Origin of the sequence: Streptomyces sp. Ru73 (assembly GCF_002920575.1) — a bacterium.
Classification (GTDB): domain Bacteria; phylum Actinomycetota; class Actinomycetes; order Streptomycetales; family Streptomycetaceae; genus Streptomyces.
On the sequence record NZ_PQSQ01000086.1, the window covers coordinates 20,126 to 34,486 of the forward strand.

A 14,361-nucleotide genomic window follows, 5' to 3' on the forward strand; every position below is an offset into this window, starting at 1 on the left:
GCACCCAGGCAGCACACCGGGCCGCCGCCTAGCCTGGACCCATGGACGACAACCACCTGGGAGACTTCCTGCGCGCACGCCGCGCCGGCCTGCAGCCGCAGGACGTCGGCATGACGAGCTACGGCGCCCGTAGAGTCGCCGGACTACGCCGCGAGGAGGTCGCCGTCCTGACCGGCGTGAACGCCGACTACTACACCCGCCTCGAACAAGGCCGCGAACGCAACCCCTCACCCCAGGTGGTCGACGCGCTCAGCCGCGCGCTGCGCCTCGACGCGGACGCCCGCGCGCACCTGTACCGGCTGGCCGGGGCCACGCCGAGCGAACGGCCCTCCGTCCACGCCGCCGAGCAGGTCAGCCCGGCACTGCGACAGCTGATGGACGGCTACCCGAACACTCCAGCGTTCGTGATGAGCCGGACCCTGGACCTCCTCGCCGTCAACGCCCTGGCCGATGCCCTCTACGCCCCGTTCGCGCCGGCGGACAACTTGGCCCGCATGACCTTCCTCGACCCCGCGGGCCGCCACTTCTACACCGACTGGGACCGGGCAGCACACGCCACCGTCGCCAACCTTCGCGAGGCAGCCGGATTCGACCCGGACAACCCACGGCTGCGCGAACTCGTACGCACCCTCACCGAGCACAGCGCGGACTTCGCCCGCCTCTGGCAATCCCACACCGTGCGAGGCAAAACACAGGACGCCAAACACCTCCTCCACCCAGAGGTCGGCCCACTCACCCTCACCTATCAAGCGTTCGACGTACGCGAGACACCCGGCCAGCAGCTGGTCATCTACCATGCCGAACCAGGCAGCCCCAGCGCCCACTCCCTCCATCTGCTCGGCTCCCTCCACGCCACCCGGCACCGGCCCCACACCGACCCCACCGCCGACCAGCCGACGGACCGCGGAGATCGACGCCGATAGAGCGGCTTCGCCTCCGCGTGATTCCCAGGCACCGGCAGCCACCCGGAACTGGAGCCGCGGCAAAGCACACCGGAGAGACCCACTCCCCCGACGTCCCCATGGCGCGGGCCACCTCGGCGCAAGGCGGCTCCCGGCTGACGGCTCCCGGCTGACGGCTGACGGCTGACGGTGGTGGCGCTCCCCTCGACCGGAGCTGACGCCTGACTGCCAGCACCCCGCCTTGCCTCGCCGGCCGACACCGGCGATCGGCGCGCGGACGCTCGTGCGACACCCCGGCGGATCCTGCTTCAGGTGCCCTCCTGGACCAGGAGAGGGATGCGGCCGGGGGCGAAGACGGTCCACCGGCCGGTGGACATGCACGACGCGAGGGGCGCCTCGACGGTCACGCTGCCCCTGCGTGCGGCGGGCCGGTCTCTTCCACGTACGCCGACGACGCCCGCGCTTCCCGGCCCCGTTGTCCATGAGTCATGGGCATGCCAGACTGACGCGCACCGGGGCAGACGGGCTGAAGGGGGACGTCGTGCTCATCGGCATACAACGTGCTCAGCCACGGCCAGGCGATGCCGACTCACCGTCGGTTGACGTCGAAACCACGGGCGCGGGCGAGGCGGACCAGCGGACCACGTCCTGCTCGCCCTCCACGGCCGGCAAGCGGGAAACGGCACCCTGACGCCCACTCGGAATCGCCCGATCGCCGAGCAGTCGAAGGGCTGCCGCCGTTCAACGGCCCATCACTTCACTTCGCTGCCCGAGGTGTTGCACCGGCCGGTGGCTGGATGTAGTCCTCCAGGCGGGCCACAGCGAATCCCTGCTCCTGGATCCGCTTGAGCAGGTTGGCGAACATCCGCGTCATCGGGTCGCCCTTGAGCTGTGCGGGTCCGCGGAAGTGGACGAGGATGATGTCACCGGGGCGCAGCTTCCTGTCCGGGAGCTGGTACGCAATGGTGTTGACCTGCGTGAATTCCCGCCACCAGACGATCGCCCGGGGCCCGCACGCGCCGACCGCAGTCTTGGTGTCGTGGTTGTAGGCGCCGTAGGGAGGGCGGAACAGCAGCGGCGCGGTCCCGTACTCCTTGGTGAGCCTCTTCTGGTCGCCGCACACCTCTTCCCGCTGGCGGGTCAGCGGCAGAGCGCTCATCACGGGGTGGTGCAGGGTGTGGTTCTGGATGTGGTTGCCCAGGGCCTGCAGCTGCCGGAAGTATCCGTAGTCGGACCTGATGACGTCGTTCATCAGAAACATCGTGATCGGGATTTTCAGGTCCCGCATCATCTCGACGAAGTGCGGGTCCTTCTCCAGCCCGTCGTCGATCGTGATGAACACGACCTTCTGTGACGTCGGGACGCGGGTGATGACCGGAACCGTTCCGGTGGCGAAGAGTTTGATGGGCTTGTCGTGCGGGGGCGGTGGGGCCGCGAGCAGGGGGCGCAGGCCCCACTTGTGCCAGCTTGGCGCGGTGGCGCTCGTGGAGTGGGGAGCGGCGGGCTGCACCGAGGCGGTGGCCCGGCCGGTTGTGCCGCCACCGCCGGTGTCGCAGCCACCGAGTGCCAGGGCCGCAAGCCCCGCTCCCGCCAGCACCCCGCAGAGCCGACCCCCTCTGCTGCGCCGCTTCACCCCGCCGGTCGGCCCAGAGTCACCGTGCCGCCCGTGACGGTGGTGGAGAGGCAACCCGGCCGTACAGGACAAGGGATCACCGTCACTGGGTGAGGGCATACCGCACCGCACTCCCTCCGGTCCGCTCGCGGTCGGTGGCGCCCGCCCGCAGACGTGCGACGTTTGCGGGCAGGTCGAGATGGTGTTCTGCCAGGCGGTGCCGTGCCCGTGGGCACCCGTGGGCGCCCGTGCGTGGCGGAGATCCACGCGGTGGGGAGACGGTTCGGACCGGCTGTACGGGAGGGGGTGAGCCGGAGCGGGCGGACAGCGTCCCCTGGGGACGAACACCCAGGGCGGCGCCGGCCAGCTACGACTCGTCCGTCGCAGTCAGCTGCCGGCTGGCCCTCGTCGGGCTCGGTGGTGGCTGGGCACGACAGCCGCGACCACGACGCAGACCACAGTCACGGCTCCGGCCAGGGCGCCGACGAGGATCGGCCGACCGGCACGCGGAACGGTGGCCAGCACGGTCATCTCCAGCACGGCCGACAGCAAGGCGCCGAGCACGACGGAACCCACGCCGGTGTGCAGATGGGGCAGGACCTCATCGCCGACTCCCTCCCGTTCCGGCCCCCATCGTGGTCTGCGCGGAGCCGGGTGTCGTGGGACCGGTTGCCTTTTACGGGATTTGTACGCAGCACCGCGATACGTGGTCAGGCTTTGTACGCAGCCCCGCGGAATGTCGTCCGGCACAGACTCAGGCGCAGCGGAGCGGCCGAGGGGCCCCGCGGCGCCGAGGCCGGAGAACGTGCGTGCCGTAGCGCCCGCTGCTCGGCCGCACGGCCCGCCGGCAAAGGAGACCTCGGTCCACCTGCTGCATCCCGGCTGCCACCGGCCCGTCTACACCAAGTACTCCTCACGTACTCCTCGGGCGCCTCCAGTTGGATGCTGCGTCACGAGACAGTTGGATGCTGCGTCACGAGACGAGTACGGCGCCGGTTCACCGTAACGAGAGCCGGCGAAACCCACAGCAGCTAAAGCAACACACCGACCGTGCACACCGGCCGGCACAGACGCACCCGCCGGCAGTACACGTCCGCCACGGCGACCGGCGCGCCGTCGCCCAGCCCCTCCCCCCACCCGCAACCACATGCTTCCCCGCCTCCGAACCCGCTGCGATCCACCGCGCCCTACCGCAACCCACCGCGATCCACCGCGACGCCGAGGCCCCCCATGTAACCCGGCGCGTACCACTCCCCGTGCACGAAACACCCCTCGCTCTGATGCCCATCGCCACTCCGGCCGCAGGAGCGGGCGTGCTACGGGCGACCGCCGTGTGCCGGGCGCGCCGTCGGGGCAGATGCCCTACAGCCGGGCGGCCCAAGCCCGGGCGAACACTGATGAGTTCGTTCGCATTTCCCGGAAGGTACGCACCGTGCCCTCTCCCGCCGATACCCCGCCCGCGGGGCCGGCCGGCCCCGTCCGCAGCCTGGTCCCCGCCCGGATCGACCGGATGCCGTGGTCCGGCTTCCACACGAAGATGATCGCCGCCCTGGGCATCGCCTGGATCCTGGACGGCCTGGAAATCACCGTCGCCAGCTCCGTGGTGGCCATCCTCACCCGCAGCGATACCCTCAATCTCTCCTCCGGCGACGCCGGACTCATCGCCACCGTCTATCTGATCGGACAGGTGGTGGGCGCGCTGGTCTTCGGACGGCTGGCGGACCGGTTCGGCCGCCGTGGGCTCTTCCTGCTCACCTTCGCCGTCTACCTCTTCGGCAGCGGGCTCACCGCCCTCACCCTCGGCCAGGGCCTGTGGTGGGACGCGTTCTTGTACCTGACGCGGTTCATCGCGGGCACGGGCATCGGCGGCGAGTACGCGGCAATCAACTCGGCCATCCAGGAGATGATGCCGGCCCGCTTCCGCGGCCGGGTCGACCTGCTGGTCAACGGAACCTACTGGGCCGGCGCCATCATCGGCACACTGGCCGAGCTGTACCTCCTGAGCCACTTCAGCGCGAGCCTCGCCTGGCGTCTGGGCTTCCTCCTCGGCCCCGTACTCGGCTTCTCCGTCCTCTTCGTACGCCGCAACCTGCCCGAGAGCCCACGGTGGCTCATCATGAACGGCCGGCACAAGGAAGCCGAGGAGGCCATCGCACACATCGAACAGGCCGCCAGCCGTACCGGACGCCGCCTCCAGCCGGTGGATGCGAGCCAGGCCATCACCATCGCCAAGTCCCCGCACTCCGGCTACACCACCCTGCTCAAGGTGCTGTTCAAGGACTACCCCCAACGCGCCGTACTGGCCTCGACGTTGATGATCACCCAGTCCTTCCTCTACAACGCGATCTTCTTCACCTACACCCTGGTGCTCAACAAGTTCTACGGCGTCCCCGACGACCGCGCACCGCTGTACCTGATCGCCTTCGCCGTGGGCAACCTCCTCGGACCGATCCTGCTCGGCCCTCTCTTCGACACCCTCGGCCGACGCCGCATGATCGCCGGCACCTACCTCTTCTCCGGCTGCGCACTGGCCTTCACCGCCATGCTGTTCCGGGCGGACGTCCTCACCGCCGCCACCCAGACCACCGCCTGGTGCGTGATCTTCTTCTTCGCCTCGGCAGGCGCCTCCTCCGGCTACCTGACGGCAGGAGAGATCTTCCCCCTGGAGGTACGAGGCCAGGCCATCGCCCTGTTCTTCGCCATCGGCCAGGCCGCCGGCGCCGGCGCGCCCTACCTGTACGGCTGGCTGATCGGCGACGGCAGCGACCGCGGCCGGCTGTTCATCGGCTACCTCATCGGCGCCACCGTCATGGTCATCGGCGGGCTCGTCGAAGCGGTCATCGGCATCGACGCGGAACGCAAGCCGCTGGAGTCGGTCGCCCGGCCCCTGTCGGTGGTCAAGAACACAACGGACCGCACACCTCCCGGCGGCGAGCCCGGCCCCGGCCCCGCCCCCGCCTGAACCACACAACGGACGCCATGGCGGCCGCCACCGCTGCCGCGTCCGCGGGCAGGAACGGCTGGCTCACTCTTCGGTGAGGCCGGCCGAAGGTGCGGCGGTCGGCGGTCGGTGGTCGGTGGTCCTGGACGGCGTGGCCGGCAACCGGCAGTCGGCGGTCTGGGCTCGGAGCGGCCAGGCGCCCGGCGTCGATGCGGGACCGGTGCGTGGAGGACTCCGGCAGTTGCGCCGGCCCGGCCCAAGCCACGCACCGTCCGCCGCACCGCCAACGGCCCGCGCCGAAACACCACGACGGACACAATCCGGCCTCACGGGCGTAGCAGCCTCAGCATGACCTCACCTCTGCCAGCGCTTTTGCTGTGGCCCATGCCGTCGCTCCCGGCTCAAGGAACTGGTGACGACGGCCACCCGGTCCGCCGGAGGATCTCTGCGGCGACCTCGTCCGCGGGCCGGTCGTCGGTATCCACGCGGAGACCGCCGAGGCCGTCCAGGGCGGCCAGGATCCGTGTCCCCCGGTCGGCGATCTCGCACAGTCGCGCCTGCGGTTGTCCGAGCAGCTGGTCGCCTGCGAGGCCCCGCGCGGGGGTGATGCCGTGACCGCGGCGCGTAAGCCGGTCGGCCAGGGTCTCCCGGTCGGCGTGCAGTCGGCACACTGTGATCGTGGCCGCGGGCAGAGCCGCTGTGTACGCCGCCAGGTCCTCGGGCAGGTCCAGTGGGCCGACAGCGATCAGGCACCCCGCTCCGTCGGCCCGGAACTCGCGCCGGATCGCGGCCAGGTTGGCCGCCTTGAGGCGGTGGTTTCCCCGGTCCCCAGCAGGGGCCGGCCGGTAGAAGCCGATCTGGTCGAGGTCCACGAACGCGGCATTCACCCCGGCCCGCCGGACCTGCTGGTACAGCTGCCAGCCGATGGTGGACTTGCCGACGGCGGCCGGCCCGCACAGCCACAGGATCTCGCCCGGCGTACGGTCCGGTTCCCGCCGCACCATGCTCAGGTCCTCCCCTCGTGCCGGCAGGCCGGGCCACCGGGTACGAGCCGTCACGAGGTCGGCGGCCTCGGCGACGGTCAGTCCGGTCGTGTCGACGTACGGATCGGCCGGGAAGGCGCGGTCCAGAGCAGCGGCGTACGCGAACTCCTCCGCGAAATCGTCGTTCGGGCGACCGCGAGCGGCCAGCCGCCGGCTCAGCTCCGCCGGCCCCGCCCGCAGCCGGCAGGCCGTCACCCTCGCGTGCGGCACCAGGCCGGCTTCCACCCCGCGAGCGGCATCGGTGACGCCCGAGACGACCAGAGAGCGGGCACCCGCGTCCCGGAAGTTGGTCACCACCGCGTTGAGCGTCCGAGCCTTGAGCCGATGGCGCCCCGGGTCCGAGTCCGGCTCGGGAGCCCAGTGCCGCGCCGTCGGCGGCGCGTAGCACATGCCGAGCTGGTCGATATCCACAAATCCGGTGGGCACGCCCGCATCGGCGCTCCGGACGAAAACCTCCCAGCCCACGCTGGTCTTCCCGACCCCTGGCGCCCCATACAGCCACAACACCGGCAGCGCTGCCACGAAGGCGAGTATCGGCACCGGCGGACACCCTGTCGAACGATATTTTTCCCACTCGACAGGCCATCACGGCACCCACCGACCCGACCCGACCCGTGATCTCAGCGGGCTGCGGGCTGTGAGCAGTGGGTTGCGGGCTGTCTGCCTCCTTCGAGGACTTATGCGCCCATCCCCCGGGAGCGTCGGACCCGGACCTGTGCGGTGGTGCGGGAGAGTGGTGACGCCACCGAGGGCATTTTCAGCCTTCGCGGCGCAGCGGGCCCCACTGTTCCTTGTGCCGTTTCACTTCCTCCTCGGCTTCCTCCAGCACGCGGGGGTCGATCCAGCCGAGGGGCTCGACGTCCGTGACCAGTGGTTCGTTGTCGGGGCCGCGGTCGGCTTCGGTGCCGCGCAACACCCATGCCCGGACGCCCGGCCCCTTCTCCCGCGGCAGGTGGGAGTAGTCATACAGCCGTCGGGCGACCCATACGCGTACGGAGCGGTCCTGCCACCACGGTGCGACGTCGAGCGGGTTGGCGGACAGGCCGGGCAAGGAGATGCCGGTGAGGTCGTCGGTGCTGGAGACGGCCGTGAGGTCGGTCTCGGGCCCGCGTGACCACCTCACATACAACTGATCACGGTCCTCCACAAGCCTGGCCAGCTCTGTCAGCGTATGCAGGGTGGGCAGACCACCGGTGCTCCCCACAGCGTTTCCGTCCTTTCCTCGTGCCCCAGCGGCGCCGGCAGGCATGCCCCGCCGCAGTGCGCCCTCGATCATGCCCGCACGGGTACCCAGAACCCGGCAGCCACCCAGCCGACACCCGGAAAACGCAACCGGGCGGAACCGCGGCCAGCCGGCAGGAACGAACTGGCGGCCAGGCGCCCAGCAGCCAGACGTCCTTGCCCTCCTGCTGCTTCAGTTCACGCACGGTCGCCACCGGATCATCGGCGACCACTTCGACGGCCGGGTCCGGGCTCTCGCTCAGGGTTCGGGAAAACACCAGGTGACGCAGGTGGGGATAGGCGTCGGTGAGGCCGGCCGCAAGACCGGTCTCGTAGCTGCGCCGCCCCTCCAGCACGGTGTCGAAGTGCGTGCCCTCCGCCGTGACGGACAGTGCCTGCCGGGCCTGGACGGGCAGCGTCTCCGGGTACTCGGCCACGAGGTGCTGCAGGTAGTCCTCCGGTATGGGCCAGAAGCCGTTCGGTCCCGTGGGGTCTCCGCCGTCCGGCCCCGCGATGAAGCCGTCGAGAGTGGTGGCGACGTAGTGCACGAGTCTGCGCATGCCCAGGTCCGGTCCCTTCCGTTGGTCACGCCGTCGCGCTACGGCCCGGCACTGCCGGATGGCACGCCGAGGTGTGCGGCCGCTGAGTGATCATGGCACCCGCCCAACGGACGCGAGCACCGTTCCGTCGAATCTCGTGAACACTCGCCCACGCCCCCGCACGCTGCTTCTGCCTCGCCGGCAGGACAACCCTTGACACCACCCTCGCGTAACCCGCAGGATCACTCGCATGAACCTGTCAGACAGCCAGACAGGTGGCCGGAAGCCGCAGCGCGTCAGCGCGATGGAAGCGGTGCTCGCCCACCTCCGCGGCGCCATCGAGCGCGGCGACTACGCCATCGGCGACAAGCTTCCCTCCGAAGCGGAGCTCTGCCGCACGCTGGAGGTCAGCCGGCCTGTGCTGCGCGAGGCCCTCCGCGCCCTGCAGACCATGGGCCTGACCGTGTCCAGGACCGGCCGGGGCACCTTCGTGGTCGCGACCACCGTCGAGGACCCCACCTTCGGCGACTACTCGGCCAGCGACCTGCTGGAAGTGCGCCGGCACGTGGAGATCCCGGTCGCCGGGTACGCGGCGCTGCGCCGCACCCCGGAGAACCTGGACCACCTCTCCCACCTGCTGGACCGGATGGAACGGGAGACGGACACCACCGCGTGGGTCGCGATGGACAGCCTCTTCCACCTCGCCGTGGCCGAGGCGGCCCAGAACCCGGTCTTCCGCCGGGTCATCGAGGAGATCCGCGACGCGCTGGCGCGCCAGTCGGCGCTCCTCAACGACCTGGGCGGCCGGCGCGAGCGCTCCAACCAGGAGCACCGGGCGATCGTCGAGGCGCTGATCGACGGTTCCGAGCAGGACGCGGTGGCGGCCATGTCCCACCATCTCGACCGCGTCGACACCACCCTCACCGACATCGTGCGCCCCACACGTACGGACATACCTACGGAAGGCAGCCCCGAGGCGTGAGCGAACAGCATCTCAAAGGCGAGACGCGCCCTTCGTCCGACCACACGTCCCGCCCCTCGTCCGGCCACATCGACGCCGGAGACGCGGGTTACCGCAAGTCCCTGAAGTCCCGGCACGTCAACATGATCGCCATCGGCGGTGCCATCGGCACCGGCCTCTTCCTCGGCGCCGGCGGCCGGCTCGCCGACGCGGGCCCCTCCCTCTTCCTCGCGTACGCCGTCTGCGGCCTCTTCGCCTTCCTCGTCGTACGGGCCCTCGGCGAACTGGTCCTGTACCGCCCGTCCTCCGGCGCCTTCGTGTCGTACGCCCGGGAGTTCCTGGGCGAGAAAGGCGCGTACACCGCGGGCTGGATGTACTTCCTCAACTGGGCGACCACCGGCATCGCCGACATCACCGCGGTGGCCACCTACACCCACTACTGGGGCATGTTCTCCGACGTCCCGCAGTGGGTGATCGCCCTCATCGCCCTGGCCGTGGTCCTCACCGTGAACCTCATCTCGGTGCGGATCTTCGGTGAGCTGGAGTTCTGGTTCGCCATCATCAAGGTCGGCGCGCTGGTGGTCTTCATGTGCGTCGGCATCTTCCTGCTGGTCACCCAGCAGCCGGTCGACGGCGCCGCGCCCGGTCCTTCCCTGATCACCGACAACGGCGGCGTCTTCCCCGGCGGCCTGCTGCCCGTACTGCTGGTCATCCAGGGCGTCGTCTTCGCGTACGCCTCCGTGGAGCTGGTCGGCGTCGCGGCCGGGGAGACCGAGAACCCCGAGAAGATCATGCCGAAGGCGATCAACTCGATCATGTGGCGGGTGGGTGTCTTCTACGTCGGCTCGGTCGTGCTGCTGTCGATGCTGCTGCCCTGGACCGCGTACAGCGCCGACGAGAGCCCTTTCGTGACCGTACTGTCCCGCATCGGCGTCCCGGCGGCCGGCGGCGTGATGAACCTCGTCGTGCTCACCGCGGCCATGTCCTCGCTCAACTCCGGCCTGTACTCCACGGGGCGCATCCTGCGCTCCATGGCGGTCAGCGGCTCCGCGCCGCGGTTCACCGCCCGTATGAGCCGCAGTCAGGTGCCGTACGGCGGCATCCTGCTCACCAGCGGCATCTGCGTCCTCGGTGTCGGCCTCAACTACGTGGTCCCCGCCGACGCGTTCGAGATCGTGCTCAACTTCGCGGCGATCGGCATCCTCGCGACCTGGGCCATGATCATGATCTGTCACCTGCTCTTCTGGCAGAAGACCCAGAAGGGCGAGCTGACCCGCCCCGGCTACCGGCTGCCCGGGTCCCCCTGGACCGAACTCGTGACCCTGGCCTTCCTCGCCACCGTCCTGGTCCTGATGTACGCCGACGGCGGCGCCGGCCGCGCGACCGTGCTGTGCCTGCCACTGATCGCCGGAGCTCTGGTCGCGGGCTGGTACGGCATCCGCCGCCGTGTCGGGCGCGCCTCCGTCACGACCGACGCGTGAGCGGCGTAGCGGTCCACGACGACCCACTGTGCGGGGCGGTCCACCGTTCCCATGACGACCACCGTCCACGGCTCTCCCCCACGGCGGTCCACCGTTCACGACAACCCGCCACTCATCGAGAGTGGCGACGACCCATCACTGGTCGAGAGAGACACGAATGCACCACCTGCACAACCGCCCCGCCGCCGACGCGTCCGCCACGGACGCGCGGCACCTCGCGGCGGCACCCCCCGTCCGCGAACCCCGCCACGCTCCCGTCGCCCACGTCACCCGTGGCGGGGTGATCGAGGGAGTCCACCACGGCTCCGTCGTCGTCCTCGGTGCCGACGGTGAGATCCGCTTCCGGCTCGGCGACGCGGAGGCCGCCTGCTATCCGCGCTCGGCGCTCAAGCCCGTGCAGGCCGTCGCCATGGTGCGGGCCGGGCTCCCGCTCGACGGCGAGCTGCTCTCCCTCGCCGCGGCCAGCCACTCCGGCGAGGAACGCCACCTCGCCGGAGCCCGGCGAATCCTCGATCTCGCCGGCGCCACCGAGGACGACCTGCGCAACGTCCCGGACCTGCCGTACGACCCGGCCGTCCGCGACGCCTGGGTCCGCGAGCACCGCCCGGCCTCCCGGCTCGCCCAGAACTGCTCCGGCAAGCACGCCGCGATGCTCTACACCTGCCTGCTCAACGGCTGACCGCTGGAGAATTACCTCGCTGCCGATCACCCGCTGCAGACGGCGATCGCCGAGACCGTCGAGGACCTCACCGGGCAGCGCATCGCGCAGGTCACCGTCGACGGCTGCGGCGCCCCGCTGTTCGCCGTCTCCCTGCACGGCCTCGCCCGCGCCGCCGCCCGTATCACCACCGCCGCGCCCGGCACCCCCGAGGCACGCGTGGCGGACGCCATGCGCACCCACCCCGAGATGGCCTCCGGGGGCGGGCGGGACGTCGCCGCGCTGATGCGCGCGGTTCCCGGGCTGCTGGCCAAGGACGGTTTCGAGGGGGTTCAGGTCGCCGCGCTGCCGGACGGCAGCGCCATCGCCGTGAAGATCGCCGACGGGGCGAACCGGGCGCGTATCCCCGTCGCCGCGGCCGCCCTGGTACGGGCGGGGGCCGATCCGGAACTCCTCACCGCGTTCGCGGGGGAGCCGATGCTCGGCGGCGGCCGGCCCGTCGGCAGCGTACGGCCCGCCCCCGCACTGCTCCCCCGGGCCGTCGCCCCCTGCGTGCCCCTGACCCAGCCCACCTCATGAGCCCGACCAAGTACAGCTCCGCCCAGCCCGACTCACCCACCCCACGAGCCGGACTCCCCACCCACGAGCCGGACTCACCCACCTCGAAGACCCTCGAAGAAGAGGACCCGCACGCCATGACCGCCGCCACCCGCAGCGAACACGACCTGCTCGGAGACCGGGACATACCCGCCGACGCGTACTGGGGTGTCCACACCCTGCGCGCCACGGAGAACTTCCCCATCACCGGCACCCCGATCTCCGCCTACCCGCACCTGATCGACGCCCTGGCCACCGTCAAGGAAGCCGCAGCGCTCGCCAACGAGGAACTCGGTCTGCTGGAGCCCCGGAAGGCGGCCGCGATCGTCGCCGCGTGCCGCGAGATCCGCGATGGCAAGCTGCACGACCAGTTCGTCGTCGACGTCATCCAGGGCGGCGCCGGCACCTCGACGAACATGAACGCCAACGAAGTCGTCGCCAACCGTGCGCTGGAGCTGCTGGGGTACGCCAAGGGGCAGTACCAGCACCTGCACCCCAACGAGGACGTCAACCTCGGCCAGTCCACCAACGACGTCTACCCGACCGCCGTCAAGATCGCGACGGTGTTCGCGGTACGCGGGCTGCTCAAGGCGATGGCCGTCCTCCAGGACACCTTCGCCGCCAAGGCCGTCGAGTTCCGCGACGTACTGAAGATGGGCCGTACGCAGCTCCAGGACGCGGTCCCCATGACCCTCGGTCAGGAATTCTCCGCGTACGCCGTGATGCTCGACGAGGACCGCAGCCGGCTCTCCGAGGCCGTCGAGCTGATCCACGAGATCAACCTCGGCGCCACCGCCATCGGTACGGGCCTCAACGCCCCGGCCGGATACGCGGAATCGGCCCGCCGCCACCTCGCCGACATCACCGGTCTGCCCCTCGTCACCGCCGCCAACCTGGTCGAGGCGACGCAGGACTGCGGCGCTTTCGTACAGATGTCCGGCGTGCTCAAGCGCATCGCCGTCAAGCTCTCCAAGAGCTGCAACGACCTGCGCCTGCTCTCCTCCGGCCCGCGCGCGGGCCTCGCCGAGATCAACCTGCCGCCCGTCCAGGCCGGTTCCAGCATCATGCCCGGCAAGGTGAACCCGGTGATCCCCGAGGTCGTCAACCAGGTCGCCTTCGAGGTGATCGGCAACGACGTCACCATCACCATGGCCGCCGAAGCCGGCCAGCTCCAGCTCAACGCCTTCGAACCGGTCATCCTGCACTCCCTCTCGGAGTCCATCACCCACCTGCGCGCCGCCTGCCTCACCCTCGCCGAACGCTGCGTGGCGGGCATCACCGCCAACACCGAGCAGCTGCGCGCGACCGTCGAGAACTCCATCGGCCTGGTGACCGCCCTCAACCCGCACATCGGCTACACGGCCGCCACCGACATCGCCAAGGAGGCCCTCACCAGCGGCCGCGGCGTCGCCGAACTCGTCCTGGAGAGGGGTCTCCTCCCGGCCGAGAAGCTCACCGCCCTGCTGCGTCCCGAGTCCCTCGCGGGCAACGGCGCGATTCAGTCCTGATACGGGATCGGGCGACGCCCCTGCTCTCGGGCGTCGCCCGTACTGTCGGGCGTCGCCCGGCCCTGCCCGGCCCTCTGCTGCGGACCTGACCAGCAAACGGGTGTGATCCACCGGTCTGGCAGCACGACCTCCCGCCCCGCCGGCTCGGTCACCAGAAGCAACCCGTGCCGGAATGCGAGGGTCTTACCCGGCGTCGTCAGCGCTGCCTCCCCTTTGACGCCGCGTCAGTGAGACCGCCCGACGCAGCCGGCGGCCGGCGGATCGTGTCGCTCGTTGCCGGCTAGGCGTCGCAGAGCTGGAAGACGATCTCGCGTGGGCGTGGTCCGGATGCCAGGCGTACTCGGTCTCCGATGCGGGCGCTGTCCAGGGGCACGGCGCCGACCCTGGCGCGGAGGCAGAACCCCTCGCGCATGTCGATGACGGCCATGGCGCGGGGCCTGCCCTCCCTACGGCCGACGACGGTGACGTGACGGATGACGCCGATACCGGCACTGCGTTCCTCGGCCATGTCGGTGGAGCCGCAGGCCGGACACAACATGCGGCGGAAGGCTGCGGTGTGGCACCAGCGGCACCGCTGGAAGTGCAGCACACCCTCCCGGGTGCCGTCTGTCAGCGCGGAGGGCCGGTGGACCGGATCGCTCTGCGGTGCCGGACCCGAGATGCCCTCCCTTCCGGCAAGGGCGTTGGCTGCGGTTTCGATCACTGAATGGGACATGCGAACCTCTCTGGTCGCTGCCGGGCAGCGGAGCAGTTCCGCGAGGGGAACGAGGGCCTCGTTGGCCACGGACGACACGAGGTGCACGGCACGTGGCCGTCTCATCGGTGCCGGTGGCCGGGGCTCCGCCCGGGCCCGGGCCGGTGGTCCGGCCCGGTGCCCGTGGCGGGGCCTGAGGTGGAG

The 14,361-nt window shown here is 70.7% G+C and carries 10 protein-coding genes and 1 pseudogene; 6 read left to right on the forward strand and 5 right to left on the reverse strand.

Annotation, left to right across the window (positions count from 1 at the left end):
• Nucleotides 1-41 precede the first annotated feature (41 nt).
• On the forward strand, nucleotides 42-923 hold the full coding sequence (locus C3486_RS28555) for a helix-turn-helix transcriptional regulator (RefSeq protein ID WP_103835661.1): 882 nt from the start codon (nucleotides 42-44) through the stop codon (nucleotides 921-923).
• A 736-nt stretch (nucleotides 924-1,659) separates the two neighbouring features.
• Here C3486_RS28555 and C3486_RS28560 read toward each other — a convergent pair.
• Nucleotides 1,660-2,499 (reverse strand): polysaccharide deacetylase family protein, encoded by an 840-nt coding sequence (locus C3486_RS28560; RefSeq protein ID WP_258053040.1) that lies wholly within the window; start codon nucleotides 2,497-2,499, stop codon nucleotides 1,660-1,662.
• A 1,447-nt stretch (nucleotides 2,500-3,946) separates the two neighbouring features.
• Between C3486_RS28560 and C3486_RS28570 the strand changes: the two genes are divergently transcribed.
• Nucleotides 3,947-5,476 (forward strand): MFS transporter, encoded by a 1,530-nt coding sequence (locus C3486_RS28570; RefSeq protein WP_258053041.1) that lies wholly within the window; start codon nucleotides 3,947-3,949, stop codon nucleotides 5,474-5,476.
• A 380-nt stretch (nucleotides 5,477-5,856) separates the two neighbouring features.
• Here the strand turns inward: C3486_RS28570 and C3486_RS28575 are convergent, their stop codons facing one another.
• The 3 genes from C3486_RS28575 to C3486_RS38300 all read right to left on the reverse strand — a co-directional run bounded on the left by C3486_RS28575 (nucleotide 5,857) and on the right by C3486_RS38300 (nucleotide 8,279).
• Nucleotides 5,857-6,924, reverse strand: coding sequence for an ATP-binding protein (locus C3486_RS28575; protein WP_146075079.1), 1,068 nt, complete (start codon nucleotides 6,922-6,924; stop codon nucleotides 5,857-5,859).
• A 331-nt stretch (nucleotides 6,925-7,255) separates the two neighbouring features.
• On the reverse strand, nucleotides 7,256-7,702 hold the full coding sequence (locus tag C3486_RS28580) for a DUF6098 family protein (RefSeq protein ID WP_103835666.1): 447 nt from the start codon (nucleotides 7,700-7,702) through the stop codon (nucleotides 7,256-7,258).
• Nucleotides 7,632-8,279, reverse strand: coding sequence for a dihydrofolate reductase family protein (locus C3486_RS38300; protein ID WP_258053042.1), 648 nt, complete (start codon nucleotides 8,277-8,279; stop codon nucleotides 7,632-7,634). The genes C3486_RS28580 and C3486_RS38300 overlap by 71 nt, the downstream gene beginning before the upstream one ends.
• Nucleotides 8,280-8,562: 283 nt before the next feature.
• Here C3486_RS38300 and C3486_RS28590 point away from each other — a divergent pair, with 283 nt between their 5' ends.
• The 4 genes and pseudogenes from C3486_RS28590 to aspA all read left to right on the forward strand — a co-directional run bounded on the left by C3486_RS28590 (nucleotide 8,563) and on the right by aspA (nucleotide 13,463).
• The gene (locus tag C3486_RS28590; protein ID WP_103835667.1) at nucleotides 8,563-9,240 is read left to right on the forward strand and encodes a FadR/GntR family transcriptional regulator; all 678 of its coding nucleotides are present in this window, start codon (nucleotides 8,563-8,565) and stop codon (nucleotides 9,238-9,240) included.
• Nucleotides 9,237-10,700 (forward strand): amino acid permease, encoded by a 1,464-nt coding sequence (locus tag C3486_RS28595; protein ID WP_103835668.1) that lies wholly within the window; start codon nucleotides 9,237-9,239, stop codon nucleotides 10,698-10,700. Before C3486_RS28590 ends, C3486_RS28595 begins: the two co-directional genes overlap by 4 nt.
• 157 nt (nucleotides 10,701-10,857) lie before the next feature.
• Nucleotides 10,858-11,937: pseudogene (locus C3486_RS28600) on the forward strand (asparaginase).
• 116 nt (nucleotides 11,938-12,053) lie between these two features.
• Nucleotides 12,054-13,463 (forward strand): aspartate ammonia-lyase, encoded by a 1,410-nt coding sequence (gene aspA, locus C3486_RS28605; protein WP_103835669.1) that lies wholly within the window; start codon nucleotides 12,054-12,056, stop codon nucleotides 13,461-13,463.
• 280 nt (nucleotides 13,464-13,743) lie between these two features.
• On the opposite strand, the gene C3486_RS28610 is transcribed toward aspA, so the two are convergent.
• On the reverse strand, nucleotides 13,744-14,247 hold the full coding sequence (locus C3486_RS28610; protein WP_181138737.1) for a Zn-ribbon domain-containing OB-fold protein: 504 nt from the start codon (nucleotides 14,245-14,247) through the stop codon (nucleotides 13,744-13,746).
• Nucleotides 14,248-14,361 lie beyond the last annotated feature (114 nt).

Coding starts and splice junctions, on each gene's coding strand:
- C3486_RS28555 (WP_103835661.1), top strand. CDS start 42: ATGGACGACAACCACCTGGGAGACTTCCTGCGCGCACGCCGCGCCGGC.
- C3486_RS38300 (WP_258053042.1), bottom strand. CDS start 8,279: ATGCGCAGACTCGTGCACTACGTCGCCACCACTCTCGACGGCTTCATC.
- C3486_RS28590 (WP_103835667.1), top strand. CDS start 8,563: ATGGAAGCGGTGCTCGCCCACCTCCGCGGCGCCATCGAGCGCGGCGAC.
- aspA (WP_103835669.1), top strand. CDS start 12,054: ATGACCGCCGCCACCCGCAGCGAACACGACCTGCTCGGAGACCGGGAC.